16 protein-coding genes are annotated in these 12,480 nt (G+C 44.7%); 4 read left to right on the top strand and 12 right to left on the bottom strand.

The annotated features are described in order from the left end of the window. Window positions 1–34: 34 nt before the first annotated feature. From M1K58_RS15795 to M1K58_RS15780, 4 genes are all read right to left on the bottom strand, one after another. Window positions 35–985, bottom strand: a complete 951-nt coding sequence (locus M1K58_RS15795; protein WP_256759817.1) for an ATP-binding protein — start codon at window positions 983–985, stop codon at window positions 35–37. Window positions 986–1,065: 80 nt separating this feature from the next. Next, window positions 1,066–2,559, bottom strand: a complete 1,494-nt coding sequence (locus M1K58_RS15790; protein WP_256759816.1) for a DnaD domain protein — start codon at window positions 2,557–2,559, stop codon at window positions 1,066–1,068. A 120-nt stretch (window positions 2,560–2,679) separates the two neighbouring features. After that, window positions 2,680–3,099 (bottom strand): GtrA family protein, encoded by a 420-nt coding sequence (locus M1K58_RS15785; RefSeq protein ID WP_256759815.1) that lies wholly within the window; start codon window positions 3,097–3,099, stop codon window positions 2,680–2,682. 21 nt (window positions 3,100–3,120) lie between these two features. Then, complete coding sequence (locus M1K58_RS15780) at window positions 3,121–3,432, bottom strand: YuiB family protein (RefSeq protein WP_256759814.1); 312 nt, start codon at window positions 3,430–3,432, stop codon at window positions 3,121–3,123. 201 nt (window positions 3,433–3,633) lie between these two features. On the opposite strand from M1K58_RS15780, the gene hemQ reads away from it, so the two are divergent. Then, window positions 3,634–4,380 (top strand): hydrogen peroxide-dependent heme synthase, encoded by a 747-nt coding sequence (hemQ, locus tag M1K58_RS15775; RefSeq protein WP_256759813.1) that lies wholly within the window; start codon window positions 3,634–3,636, stop codon window positions 4,378–4,380. 80 nt (window positions 4,381–4,460) lie between these two features. Here the strand turns inward: hemQ and M1K58_RS15770 are convergent, their stop codons facing one another. The 3 genes from M1K58_RS15770 to M1K58_RS15760 form a co-directional block, all read right to left on the bottom strand. Then, complete coding sequence (locus M1K58_RS15770; protein ID WP_256759812.1) at window positions 4,461–5,879, bottom strand: aspartate ammonia-lyase; 1,419 nt, start codon at window positions 5,877–5,879, stop codon at window positions 4,461–4,463. A gap of 133 nt (window positions 5,880–6,012) precedes the next feature. Then, on the bottom strand, window positions 6,013–6,288 hold the full coding sequence (locus tag M1K58_RS15765) for a hypothetical protein (protein WP_256759811.1): 276 nt from the start codon (window positions 6,286–6,288) through the stop codon (window positions 6,013–6,015). Then, window positions 6,288–7,481 carry an NAD(P)/FAD-dependent oxidoreductase gene (locus tag M1K58_RS15760; protein ID WP_256759810.1) on the bottom strand — a complete coding sequence of 398 codons (1,194 nt, stop codon included), beginning with the start codon at window positions 7,479–7,481 and terminating at the stop codon, window positions 6,288–6,290. The genes M1K58_RS15765 and M1K58_RS15760 overlap by 1 nt, the downstream gene beginning before the upstream one ends. Window positions 7,482–7,724: 243 nt before the next feature. Between M1K58_RS15760 and M1K58_RS15755 the strand changes: the two genes are divergently transcribed. Both M1K58_RS15755 and M1K58_RS15750 read left to right on the top strand, forming a co-directional pair. Further along, on the top strand, window positions 7,725–8,726 hold the full coding sequence (locus tag M1K58_RS15755) for an NAD(P)/FAD-dependent oxidoreductase (RefSeq protein ID WP_256759809.1): 1,002 nt from the start codon (window positions 7,725–7,727) through the stop codon (window positions 8,724–8,726). A 60-nt stretch (window positions 8,727–8,786) separates the two neighbouring features. After that, complete coding sequence (locus tag M1K58_RS15750) at window positions 8,787–9,029, top strand: hypothetical protein (RefSeq protein WP_256759808.1); 243 nt, start codon at window positions 8,787–8,789, stop codon at window positions 9,027–9,029. Here M1K58_RS15750 and sda read toward each other — a convergent pair. The 3 genes from sda to M1K58_RS15735 form a co-directional block, all read right to left on the bottom strand. After that, window positions 9,026–9,169 carry a sporulation histidine kinase inhibitor Sda gene (gene sda / locus M1K58_RS15745; RefSeq protein WP_256759807.1) on the bottom strand — a complete coding sequence of 48 codons (144 nt, stop codon included), beginning with the start codon at window positions 9,167–9,169 and terminating at the stop codon, window positions 9,026–9,028. The genes M1K58_RS15750 and sda overlap by 4 nt on opposite strands. 283 nt (window positions 9,170–9,452) lie before the next feature. After that, complete coding sequence (locus M1K58_RS15740; RefSeq protein WP_256759806.1) at window positions 9,453–10,124, bottom strand: YheC/YheD family protein; 672 nt, start codon at window positions 10,122–10,124, stop codon at window positions 9,453–9,455. A 98-nt stretch (window positions 10,125–10,222) separates the two neighbouring features. Further along, the gene (locus M1K58_RS15735) at window positions 10,223–10,444 is read right to left on the bottom strand and encodes an aspartyl-phosphate phosphatase Spo0E family protein (protein ID WP_256759805.1); all 222 of its coding nucleotides are present in this window, start codon (window positions 10,442–10,444) and stop codon (window positions 10,223–10,225) included. Between the two features lie 348 nt (window positions 10,445–10,792). Here M1K58_RS15735 and M1K58_RS15730 point away from each other — a divergent pair, with 348 nt between their 5' ends. Then, on the top strand, window positions 10,793–11,392 hold the full coding sequence (locus tag M1K58_RS15730; RefSeq protein WP_256759804.1) for a hypothetical protein: 600 nt from the start codon (window positions 10,793–10,795) through the stop codon (window positions 11,390–11,392). 107 nt (window positions 11,393–11,499) lie between these two features. On the opposite strand, the gene erpA is transcribed toward M1K58_RS15730, so the two are convergent. Both erpA and M1K58_RS15720 read right to left on the bottom strand, forming a co-directional pair. Continuing rightward, window positions 11,500–11,859, bottom strand: a complete 360-nt coding sequence (gene erpA / locus M1K58_RS15725) for an iron-sulfur cluster insertion protein ErpA (protein WP_256759803.1) — start codon at window positions 11,857–11,859, stop codon at window positions 11,500–11,502. Between the two features lie 107 nt (window positions 11,860–11,966). Next, window positions 11,967–12,245 carry a hypothetical protein gene (locus M1K58_RS15720; RefSeq protein WP_256759802.1) on the bottom strand — a complete coding sequence of 93 codons (279 nt, stop codon included), beginning with the start codon at window positions 12,243–12,245 and terminating at the stop codon, window positions 11,967–11,969. Window positions 12,246–12,480: the final 235 nt, after the last annotated feature.

Raw genomic sequence — 12,480 nt, 5'->3', positions numbered from 1 at the left:
GACCTTCAGAGATAACCCATTCTTATCCTTTATATTAAGAGCCCCTATGATTCCGACCACGAACATGTATGACATCAACGAAAGGACGAATACGGTCCATTAATCGTTGCCCTTTGTGCATCTCTTCGCCTTCTTTATGCGTGAAGCTGAAATGCTTCTCTAAATCGTCCAGATCATGGTTCGACGTGTAAAAGGTGGGCTTGCGATTCATCCGGTGATTCAATATGGCTCCAAGCACATGATCTCTAACCCATGGCGTTAAATTTTCCGCACCGATGTCATCGAATACAAGAAGATCGGCATCTTTCATGAGCGTAATCGTTTCTTTAAGCTTCTGAGGTTCGAACATAATCGCTTTAACATCTTCCACGAACTCCGGCATATACACGATTACACCTGAGTATCCTTCTTTGGCTAGCTTCTGAAGGAGGTATCCAGCTAAGTATGTTTTACCCGTACCGAAGTCACCTTTTAAGATGAGACCTTTCTTTTGGAGTCCATCATTGATCGTTGTGTGGACATAGTTCTGCAATTGATTAACAGCCAGAGCGCGATTGGCATCCAACTGGATCATTTCTGCCTCAACGTAATTTTTCCCGAGAATGGTCTCATCTACATAGAAGCTTGTAATTCTTTTGCGAATTTGTTCCTGTTGTTCATTGGCTGTCCATTTTGAGCAGGCTGTTTTGTAATCATTTAGCTGCCAACGCCCATTCAATTGAACGCAGCTAATACCTGTCGAATGACCCTGCATATCATTCGGACATTTATCTAGACCTGGACACTCTTTACAGGTACGATATTCCGTAGTCATCTGATATAAGCGATTCAAGTTCGCCCGTAACACTGACTCCTCTAGCTCAGGGTAACGGGAACGCAGCTTGAGAACGATCGGATCACTTAGAACTTGCCTAGCAATCTCCTCCGACTTAGCTAACCCTTGTATCGGAGGCATACGGCGTAGCGACTCTCCCAATGATTCCATTTCCCGTTCCTCCTTACGAAAGTAATAAGTAAACTAGCTGAGTATCTCCTCTTAAGCAAGTCTGGCTACATAGGAGAGGTTTAACTATCACCTTGAAGCTTTCTAGCTAGCTCCAGCATTTTCTCCATTTCCTCCGGTGTTACCTCATCTACCGGTCCGTTATCCTTCACGACCGACATCGCCGGCTTACGCCGAGTGTTGCGCCCCTGCGCTTGTGTGCCATAGGCATTCGCACCCGCCCGTACAGGTTCTTCCCCACGACGCTTACGTTCCAATGTAACATTCAGCTTCTCTTGCTCGCGTATGTACATGATCGCTTTATCAAGGGTATCGATACCTTTGGCCAACATATTAGATGCAATGGCTTCCACAAAAGGCTTAGTTAACCGTTGGGCCTGACCTAGGGAAAACACATAATGAATAAGGACGTTAATAACCGGCTCAGGCAATTTATAATTCAAGTCTATCCGTTCGAAAATACTCACAAACGGACCTGGTACAGCCCCTGGAAAATAACATTCAAGCATTCGGGTATAAGGCTCACGCCACAGCATCTCATTGTACCGTGCGACTGTGACATCTTGTTGAAACCGCTCAGGGATGTCTAGCTGCGGTGTAGCGCTTGTTCCCCGATCCGTAAGATCAGTAACCGGTCGCTCCTCCCCGCGTGCTTGGAATCGTTCCCGCTCCTCATCTCGCTTGCGATCTTGGCGATACATAAGATTCGCGCGATGCTGGAGCTCGTCCCATAGCAATGTACCGTCAGGATGGAATACCCCATCCTCATCAAGCAGACGGCAAATTTCCGGTGCTTCCAGATTAAATTTGTAAGCCAAATAATTCACTTGCGCCATCGATTCCGGCGCCCGATTGAGCCGCTCTACATACCCGCGATTAGCGGAGCCACGTGGAAAACGTAACAACATGTCGCTGTGGCGTATTCGTTCCTGTGGCTGAAAGGTTGGCGTCCGTTCCTTCGCAGTGGCGCTTTCCGCCCATCCCATTTCCAGCTCGGAGTCCATTGCTGCCGAACTAATATGGAATATTTCATAGAACGGAATTGTCGCCTCTTCCCGATTAACGAAACGAGCGAGCTCAGGTGGCTGTTTTACCGCAAAGCCTTCACGCAGCTCTAACAGTGCGCTTTTCCCAACTTTGTCCATAAGTAGAAGTGTGAGATGATAATTAGAGAAAAATTCAGCGGAGTTAAGTGGTCGTAGAAGTACGTATTCATATATAGATTCTTCTGTTAAAGGATTATGATTGCGGTAAACCTGGAGTAAACCAACAGCTTCAAGCCTGGACGCAGCCTCTAGGGCCGTTTGACGTCCTGTCGCGTTAAGCTCTAATCCGAGACCGAGAAATAGCTTGCGTTGCGGCTCAGGTGCGGAATACCCTGCGCTGTCGTCCGCAAATTGATGATAGAGCAAATGATAGAGTGCAGCTGAAATCGCGCCTACCATCGGTTGATAGAGGCATATGAAAACTTTGCGATCCAACCCACTGAGGGCAAAGTCACGACTAGTAAAATAACGGTGGTTTTCCGTAAATTCCATCACATTTGATACGCGCATGACGGGACCGACAACTCTCTTCTGCTAGATAATGATTGTTCTATTGTAGCATAAAACCACTATCCCGAAGATATGTAAATTAAGACTTCTTCCGCTCATACAAAATCATCTATTCATAGCCTACTGTTCTGATGCTTGATTTCCTTGCTGATTCATTCCCTTGAAAACCCACAAGCGATATCCCGCATAATTAACAACCAAGGAACAGAAGATGGATACGATTTTCGCGAATGCGGTCTCAACGCCCCACTGTTCCAAACTAAGCAATACTAACGTTGCCGCAGCGAAAGAGAGAACGTTAACAAGGATGAACCGGATCAATTCAGTCATACTCCGCTTGCTCTTGACCTGGAATGTCCAGTAACGGTTCAACAAATAGCTGTTTACCACACCTGCTAGATAGGATATCAATTGCGCCCCAATGGAGCCCATACTCAATCCGTAAACTAACAAACAAAAAATAGCGAAATCCACCCCCGTATTCAAACCGCCTACGAGTGTGTACTTCGCCATCCTTTTACCTTCCGATAACCGGAGCATAAGACTCCCCCTAACCGCACTTTAGAACATTTTGTATCCACCGCGTCGCAATGCCCGGATTGCCCAGCCACTTAAATAAGCACCAACAGCTCCTGCAACAATGAGAATCATGTCCGACACGAGCATAGACTGTATATTTTCTGTTACGCTAATGTCATCTTGCCACAGCTGCCAAATCCCTAACGGTGTTACGATAATTAAGAACAACCAAAATGGAAACCAAGTTGTCTTAATAAGCATGTTCAATATGAAACCGATGCCGAAAAATAGAACGAGACAGAGCATCGAGCCGACAATAGCAAACAAAATTCCACCGAGAACCCCACCGAGCATTATGCTTCCCTCCAAAATAGTTTACAGTACCAGTTTACAAGTTGGTTCCCCGCCCGTCAACGAGCAGGGTGTGAATGAGATGTGAACAAACGAGCAAAGATGACCCTTTTTATTATAAAGTACGATGATAACGGTTTGCTCCCCCCCTCTCAGTTGGGCTACAATGGGAGGGATATGTTGGACAAGAAGGAGAGATGATTCATGAGTGAAGCCGCTCAAACATTGGATGGTTGGTATGTATTACATGACCTGCGCAGTATCGACTGGCAGGCTTGGAATGCAGCATCTCCAGCGGAGAAGGATACTGCTCTAACCGAGCTTATGAAGCTTGTTTCGGAATGGGAAGCTGTAGAAGAGCGTAAAGAAGGAAGCTTGGCCTTGTATTCCATCGTCGGACAAAAGGCTGATCTTATCTTCATGCATTTGCGCGAAACGTTAGAGGAATTAAACGCAATCGAAAATGCGTTCAATCGTTCAAGCTTCGCTCGCTTTACTCGTAAGGAGCATTCTTACGTCAGTGTTGTTGAACTAAGCAATTATTTGTCTGCTCCTGGAGTAGATCCCTATCAAGTCCCAGAAATCGTTGCTCGCTTGAAGCCGATCTTGCCGAAGAGCAAGCATATTTGCTTCTACCCGATGAATAAGAAACGTGATCTGCAAGACAACTGGTACATGCTCCCGATGGAAGATCGCAAAACTCTCATGAGAAGCCATGGAATGATTGGCCGCGGATACGCAGGCAAAGTTAAACAAATCATCTCAGGATCAGTCGGATTTGACGATTGGGAATGGGGCGTTACTTTGTTCGCGGACGATGCGTTACAATTTAAGAAGCTCGTATACGAAATGCGTTTTGACGAAGTTAGCGCTCGTTACGGAGAATTCGGTGCATTCTATGTTGGCAATATTTTAAGTGGAAGCTCGCTTACACAATTGCTACAAGGTTAGTATGCTCCCGCTCCCTATTTAATAAAGTCCGTGCATTGATTCGCAAACGCGATCAGGCACGGACTTTTCTATTTCCTTTTTCAAGGCTGATCCTTTAACAATCTCTCCCCCGCAATTCCTGGAGTAGTCATTTGTACAGGGTCAAGAATTTCATTGATTTCCTCTGGCGTCAACAATCCTCGTTCCAAAATAAGCTCCTTGATCGTCATCCCCGTCGCCGTCGCTTCTTTCACCAGCTGTGCGGCAACATCGTAGCCCAGATGAGGATTCAGAGCCGTTACGATACCGAAGCTCTTATCCACATAAGCTTGGCATCTTATTCGATTCGCTTCCATGCCCTCCAGAGCAAATCGATTAAAGACATCTAGAGCTCTCTGCATCATCTGGAGCGACTGTAACAGATTAAACGCGATAACAGGCCCCATCACATTCAGCTCGAATTGACCTGCTTCTGATGCCATACAGATCGTATGATCGTTTCCAATGACCTGGAAAGCGACCTGATTCACAACCTCTACCATGACCGGATTGACTTTCCCCGGCATAATGGAGGAACCTGGCTGTCTCGGTGGCAGCATGATCTCGTTTAATCCAACATGCGGACCTGAAGCCATCATTCGGATGTCATTACAGATTTTTGACAAATTCACTGCGCATACCTTCAGCGCAGCGGAAAGCTCTGTATACGCATCCGTATTTTGTGTCGCGTCAACCAAATCAGCAGCCGATTGAATGGGTATTCTCAAGTCATCAGCGATATGCTGGACAACAAGATGAATATATTCCACAGTCGCGTTGAGCCCCGTCCCTACAGCAGTTGCCCCCATATTGACGACAAGCAATCCTTCCGATGCACGAGTAATTCGACCGATGTCCCGGTCCAGTACCTTCCCGTACGCTCCAAATTCCTGCCCCATCCGAATTGGAACAGCATCCTGTAAATGCGTTCTCCCCATCTTAATCACATCATCGAAATCTAATGCTTTGCGTGTGAATCCTTGCTGCACCTCACGCATTGTACTTAACAATTGTCCCGTTAAGGTATGTGCAGCAATTCTTAATGCAGTGGGAATCGCGTCATTCGTGGATTGGGACATATTCACATGGTTGTTGGGACTGCAATGGAAGTAATCACCTTTGTCATATCCCATTATTTCTAATGCCCGATTCGCGAGCACCTCGTTCATATTCATATTAATAGAAGTTCCTGCTCCACCTTGAATAGAATCAACAATAAATTGATCCGCCCATTGCCCTTGTGCGACTTCCTCCGCCGCTTGAATGATCGCTTGTCCGATCTTATGAGGGAGATGCTTCAGCTCCATGTTCGCTTGCGCAGCTGCTTTCTTCACATGTGCCAAAGCGATAACAAGCTCGGGATGGACGGGTACGCCTGTTATCGGGAAGTTTTCCACGGCTCTAAGCGTTTGGATACCGTAATAAACGGAATTCGGAACCTCTTTACTTCCAATAGAATCTTTCTCAATTCGTGCGGACATCGTGATCCCTCCCTGAATGATTATGTATTCCTCTCTATTTTACACCGAATAGAGATCAGCAACTCATACGTTTAACAAAAAGCCGGATTCAGAACTCCTTATTCCTAAGGGGATCTGAATCCGACTCTCATCATTAATCTTCATCTTCTACTGCACGCATTTGAGCTTCCCATTCTGCGCGACGCTTTTCCTCTAAATATTCCTGTGTCATACGGTCCCGCTCGCGGCCTTTCTCCTTCAACCGCTCAATACCCGGCTGAATGAGCAAATCCACTTCCGCTTGAACCGTTGCCACAAGATCGTACCTGCTTTGCGATTCCAGATATGAGCCTACTTCCATCAGCGCATTGTAACGATCCAATTCGCTTCTCGTTAACAGGCCCCGCACTTGAACGCTGCAGTGTCTCATTAGAAGAACTTACCTTTGCGCAGAACTAACGGAATACCACCGATGATGAACAAATAACGAATATCGATAGCTTTCTTCAACATTGCAGCGAAACGGCCTTTATACTTCTTACCGAATGCTACGCCAATCGCTTCGCCTTTACCAAGCGATGCAACAGTACCTTTGTTTTGGAAAGTATATGTTTTAAGCGGTTGGTTGCGGATAGAAGCAACCAGGTTGTGTGCACAATTAACGCCTTGTTGCATCGCCATTTGTGCTGTTGGTGGGTACGGACGACCTTCTGGATTAAATACCAGTGAGTTATCACCCAAGATATAAACATTATCGTGACCAGGAGCACGAAGGAATTCGTCAACCTTCACGCGGCCTCTCATCGTTTCGAAACCAGCTTCTTCAATTAGACGGTTACCACGAACACCGCCGGTCCAAATAACGGTTTGCGATTTGATTTCTTCGCCTTCGCCAACAATTACGCCGTCCGGAGTACATTCTTTAATCGCAGTGCCGATGCGGAACGTAACACCTTTCTTTTGTAGAACTTGCATCGCATACTCAACAAGCTCAGGATCAAACCCCGGCAATGCTGTAGGCGCAGCTTCAATATTAATGATTTTCACCAATGCTGGATCCACATCGAACTGTTTGCAAAGCTCTGGAATACGATCCGCAAGCTCACCAATAAATTCGATTCCTGTAAATCCTGCGCCACCGACAATGAAAGTCAAATAATCTGTACGGTGTGGCTCACGTTTGAAGCGTGCGAATTGATATTCAATATGCTCACGAATTAAGCGAACAGAGTTGATACTCCGAATGTTCATTGCATAATCGCCTAGTCCAGGAATTCCGAAAGTTTCCGACTCGCCACCAAGACCAATGATCAAGTAATCATAAGAAAGTGTGCCATCTTCCAGAATAACTTTGCGATCTTGAGGACGAATTTGTACAACTGTCGATTTAACGAAGTCGATTTTAAATTCATCAATCAGCTTGGAGATGTTGACTCGTGCATTTTCCGGGTTATCCGTACCCGCTGCCGGCATATGCAGATGAGTCGTGATGTAATGATAGTCATGTTTATTGACTAGGGTTACATCCGCTTCATTATAGTTTAACTCCTTTTGCAGCCGAAGCGAGGTTAACACACCGCCATAGCCTGCTCCAAGGATAACAATTTTCGGTATACTGCTCATTGATGATCCCATCCAATCCCTATGTGTGTTTAGTTTGTGAAAATTTACACAATGTTCTCCGTTATGTCACATACCGGAGATCTACAGATTTGATCATATAGGCTTTTCCAACAATTTTCAAGGTTCTTTTTCACGAATATATTTGGACATCTTTACAAAGTCCTTTTCATGCTTGTTCGTCAAGTTTATAATGAATACGTTTAGTTCCTTTACAATAAGGCTTATAAACGGAGGTGTCACCCTTTGAATCAGTCTAACGAACCTGCTGTAAATGTGGATGTCGCCATCATTGGCGGAGGCCCCGCTGGAATGTTCGCAGCATTCTATGGCGGTCTTCGACAAATGTCAGTCAGTATAATTGAAAGTATGCCTCAACTTGGAGGTCAGCTAGCAGCGTTGTATCCTGAGAAATATATATATGATGTTGCTGGATTTCCGAAAGTAACTGCTCAAGAGCTAGTCAATAACCTTAAGCAGCAGATGGATCATTTTCAACCTCAGATATACTTAGAAGAAAAAGTAACACAAGTAAGCAAGATCGATGATCACATCTTTGAAATTATTACCGATAAGCGCACTCATCATGCACGATCCGTTATTATTACCGCTGGCGTTGGCGCTTTCGAGCCCCGTCGATTGGAATTACCGCAAGCCGCACAATATGAGAAATCCAATCTTCATTACTTCGTCAGTGATTTGGAGCGTTACCGTGGCCAAAAGGTTCTGATTAGTGGCGGTGGAGATTCCGCGTTGGATTGGGCGCTTATGCTTGAGCCCATCGCTGAGGAAGTTCTATTAATCCATCGGCGTGATAAATTCCGAGCGCATGAGCATAGTGTTGAATTGCTCATGCAATCTAAAGTCAAAGTGATAACGCCAACAGAGATTACTGATCTCCAAGGGGAAGATAAAATCACTCATGTCACGCTTACAGATGTTAAATCTGGTGTAACATCCGTCCATGAAGTCGATTCAGTGATTATCAACTTCGGATTTGTAAGCTCTCTCGGTCCGATCTCGGAGTGGGGTCTTCATATAGAAGGCGGTTCTATTATTGTAGATTCTCGAATGGAAACGAGTATTCCTGGCATTTTCGCTGCCGGAGATATTACAAGCTATGCGGGGAAGCTCAAGCTCATAGCCGTCGGATTCGGGGAAGCTCCAACAGCAATCAATAATGCCAAAGTATATGTGGATCCAGCTGCTAAGCTATCTCCTGGTCACAGTAGCAATATGAAATTGTAATCAAAGGGCATCCTACCTTAGTAACCCGGAATAACTCCGGTGACTAAGGAGGATGCCCTTTTGATTTGTCCGATTTGCAATGCTCTGAGCCCCCTAGAAGTTTCTTGTCCGAATTGTGGCTCCGCTGCCGAAGATGAAGGTCGTTGGAGCGATTGGGATGGCCCTTACTCTCCCTATGAACCCATTCTCTTCGCCAAAGGAGATGCTCTTACAATCACTGATGAGACCCTTTGCCAGCATACCGTTCGCTGCGTCGCCTGTCATACTCCATTTACAATCGAAATTAACACCTGGCATATCTAAAATACCCGCTCTTCCAGTACGAACAGATTTCTTCTTCGAATCTCGGATCGCAGCATCCGTACAAAGTCCTTTTCCAATTGCAAACGAAGCGCACTACGGTAAGCATCCAGCAACATATCATCTGGTAGTTGAGGTAACATGATTCACACACCCTTTCATTCATTTGGTGAGGTTTGTGAAAGCATCATAGCATGTCCTCAACTTTGTGGACAAGCTCACACCTTATCCACAGGTGAGTGTGCACAAGGTGTGAGTAAATTGTTGAAAAATGCCAAAAAGCCACTGTTTACAATGTGTGTTTTGTGGATGAAGTTATACACAGATTGTTATTGAATCCATTTTAAAGCTCCGCATAAATAACTTTCATAACCGCAAAATATTCAATTAGAGGTTTCTATAGAAAACATTGTCGCATCTAGCAAGTTACTGCGGTCGTGTATTGACTTCAAGTATCCAAACATGTCCGTTTCGGTCGATTCCATAGTCATACCCTAGATGCCCAACACCCGGATAACGGCTTTCCAATAGCGTGGTTGCGGCATTCGTCAATTGTCGCATTTCGCGTTTTTTCGCACTCACAAGTTTCGAGGACAAAGAACGACGAATTCCTTGGGCAGCCGTCATCTGAGTGCCACCCCGACAAAGATTCGTCACGAACAGCCCTGGTTTAGCTAATCGACCTACCATTGAACGATAAGTCCACATGCCATTTCCTTTGACATATTTGACTCGGTAATCAATAGGCCTTCCACCAATCCTTGCAAGGTGAATACCTCTTTGAATTAAATAAGCCCGTTTTCGACGGGTTGCGTTCAATGCACGTATTAGTCCGTCAAAGCTAGAGAACGTACGTGTATTCGATTTATGCGTGAGCTTGTATGCTCTGCCTATTTTTTCGACTTTAATGACGCCGATCCCTCCTGCACCACAAACCGGCTTCACGACGACCATCCCGAATCTCGAGATCATTACTCGAAGATTCGTCGGAGTAAACAATCGCGAAGATGGGATATGCCGTGCAATATAAGGATTGGTAAGCAATGCATTCGTTTTCAGCCACTTGCTGGCCAACTGCCGACTTATCGTAACCTCCATCCAATGAGGCTCCTTTCCTGAGGGTATACTTATACATACTCTACAAGGCGGACAGGTTCTTGGATGGATGACGCTGGAAATGTGCCTTTATTTCAAAGTCAGCCTAACTGCTGACTCCAAGTCATCCTCTTTACAAAGCCTTTTCCATGCTTCTGAACTCTCAAGCACTCTTCATAGCAGTTAAGCTGCTTGTCGAGCAACTGAGAAAGATGTAACACTTCAGGATGACTCGTATCTGCACCATTCTGGATAAAGGTCAATATCATCTCCTTGCGCAAATATTCGATCCTTTTCTTAATTATTCTTACATTGCAGTGCATCGCAAATCCCTCCGTTGAGAACATTCATTGGAATAGAATATACGCAATTATCGTATTCTCCCTCTATCATAGCTGGATAGTTTTTGGGAAGTTAACGGAAAACTATTAAGAAAATGTTAGCACATTTGGAAAACCTACCACTTTCACCCACAGATTTCAGTAATTTGATTTCGCCTGCTACATCCTATTTATTGAAGATGTTACTTCGTTTTTCATTCGGTTGTTACTCTTCGCTATTCGTCCCTTTTTCAGGTAATTATTAAAGCACATAATGTAATATTGGAGGATTTAATTGGATCATGTCGAATTATTGGTTTTTATACCCAATTTATGTATGGAGGTTATATTTTGGAGCAGCAAGCAGAGCGTTCACACTTAAATTCCCAATTGCAGGCTTACCGTATTATCTCAATTATTGCTCTCTCTCTGGCGGCACTCTCCTTTTATTTTGTTATATTTCTGTATATTGATAAGGTAAAAATGAAAACACAACTCAAACAAATGAGTAGTTCTATCGAAACAATGAAAGGAGATGCTGTATTTACACCCGACTACAAGAAGGGCATTTCCTTTATGTCCAAAATGTCCGCATTACAGATGGTACAGCATGGAGCGGAGTCTTTAGTATCTACAGACGAATTCATAGTAGACAAACTGCATTTACTATTCGATCCCGATGATGAGACGTTTGAAGTTTTGATAACAATAAGAATGCTTAGGGGAAAAGAATCTTTATACAAAGGGGACGGCGAATTTAACTTAACAGATAATGAACTTCGCACGAAGGGTGAGGAGATTGTTGCAGAAGTAAAAGAATATTACAGGATGGCACGAAAAAGCACCAGCATCTTACCGAAATGGAAAGACAAAAATGTGTTCCTATCAATAGAATACCACGACATCGGAGATACGACGTCTGGAAAATTCAAACTAGTCGGTGAAAAATAATGACACGCTAAACACAAAAAAGGCGCGGCTCGACTCCGGTACCCTAGCGATTATTTCCGCTACTTACCGTAATCAAACCGAGCCGCTTTAATTTCTTATAGCAGGCTTTAGCAAGGATCAGCAGCAGGGTTGCCCGCTTCTGTTGCCGTTCTGAAGCTCGAGCCACAGCCGCAAGTTGCAGTTGCGTTCGGGTTATTGATCGTAAAGCCTCCGCCCATGGCGGATTCTTTCCAGTCAATCTCCAGGCCGTTCAAATATTTCATGCTATCGCCGTCAACGACGACTTTAACTCCGCCAATTTCCAACTCTTTATCGCCATCATGAGTCTCATCATCGAATCCCATGCCATATGAAAAACCACTGCATCCGCCTTCTTGGACTCCAATGCGTAGGAACAAATTCGGGCTTTCTTCTGCAGCCAACATTTCTTGAATTTTACCTGTAGCTGACTCGCTTATGTTTACCATCGATGATTCCCTCCCAAATTGCGAGCAACGTCTTCATACGCAAGTTGTGCGGATGGATCGTTAGCTACTCGCTGCTTGATCTCTCCCTAAGTATACTCCAGAGAGTCTCATGCCTCAAGAGAGGTATCGCCTGCAATTTGCTGAGCAATTGCTTTAAGCTCGATCCGACAACGAAAATGACCCTTCTCATTATGCAAGAAATCAGCTAAGCGTCGGAAAACCATAGCTAGCTCTGGTCCTGTTGAATCGGTATCTAAGGCATAGCGGAATTGATCTGCAGACAAGTCGCGTATCCGACCCCGATCTCCCCGATCCAAATCACGCGCCTCTAACTCTTGCATTCTCTTCCATTCTTTTGATGGCTCGAATTTATCTGCACGTCTCACGATTTGCTCATAAATTCTTTGTTTCTTCAGCCACATATAATATTGAATCGGATTGGATAGTTTCCAAGCATGACTTAAGTCTTTAATGGTATAGGCCGCCCGATACTGCTGAAGCGTTTGAATCTTTTCTGCTTCGTCCAGTTTTTCCAGCTCGCTCAGTGGTAAAATCTCCGGTTTCAGTTGAATACACCGCCTTGTTCGATATTTTCATTAATATAACCATAATTTTCTTATT

Source organism: Cohnella sp. WQ 127256 (assembly GCF_024519285.1).
Lineage (GTDB): Bacteria > Bacillota > Bacilli > Paenibacillales > Paenibacillaceae > Cohnella.
The sequence above is the reverse complement of the archived record's forward strand: the minus strand, read 5'-3'. Positions and strand labels throughout refer to the sequence as shown.

Bases quoted from the DNA above. Each gene is read 5' to 3' on its own strand.
- M1K58_RS15795 (WP_256759817.1), bottom strand. From the start codon at position 985: ATGGAATCATTGGGAGAGTCGCTACGCCGTATGCCTCCGATACAAGGG.
- M1K58_RS15790 (WP_256759816.1), bottom strand. From the start codon at position 2,559: ATGCGCGTATCAAATGTGATGGAATTTACGGAAAACCACCGTTATTTT.
- M1K58_RS15785 (WP_256759815.1), bottom strand. From the start codon at position 3,099: ATGCTCCGGTTATCGGAAGGTAAAAGGATGGCGAAGTACACACTCGTA.
- M1K58_RS15780 (WP_256759814.1), bottom strand. From the start codon at position 3,432: ATGCTCGGTGGGGTTCTCGGTGGAATTTTGTTTGCTATTGTCGGCTCG.
- hemQ (WP_256759813.1), top strand. From the start codon at position 3,634: ATGAGTGAAGCCGCTCAAACATTGGATGGTTGGTATGTATTACATGAC.
- M1K58_RS15770 (WP_256759812.1), bottom strand. From the start codon at position 5,879: ATGTCCGCACGAATTGAGAAAGATTCTATTGGAAGTAAAGAGGTTCCG.
- M1K58_RS15765 (WP_256759811.1), bottom strand. From the start codon at position 6,288: ATGAGACACTGCAGCGTTCAAGTGCGGGGCCTGTTAACGAGAAGCGAA.
- M1K58_RS15760 (WP_256759810.1), bottom strand. From the start codon at position 7,481: ATGAGCAGTATACCGAAAATTGTTATCCTTGGAGCAGGCTATGGCGGT.
- sda (WP_256759807.1), bottom strand. From the start codon at position 9,169: ATGTTACCTCAACTACCAGATGATATGTTGCTGGATGCTTACCGTAGT.
- M1K58_RS15740 (WP_256759806.1), bottom strand. From the start codon at position 10,124: ATGGAGGTTACGATAAGTCGGCAGTTGGCCAGCAAGTGGCTGAAAACG.
- M1K58_RS15735 (WP_256759805.1), bottom strand. From the start codon at position 10,444: ATGCACTGCAATGTAAGAATAATTAAGAAAAGGATCGAATATTTGCGC.
- erpA (WP_256759803.1), bottom strand. From the start codon at position 11,859: ATGGTAAACATAAGCGAGTCAGCTACAGGTAAAATTCAAGAAATGTTG.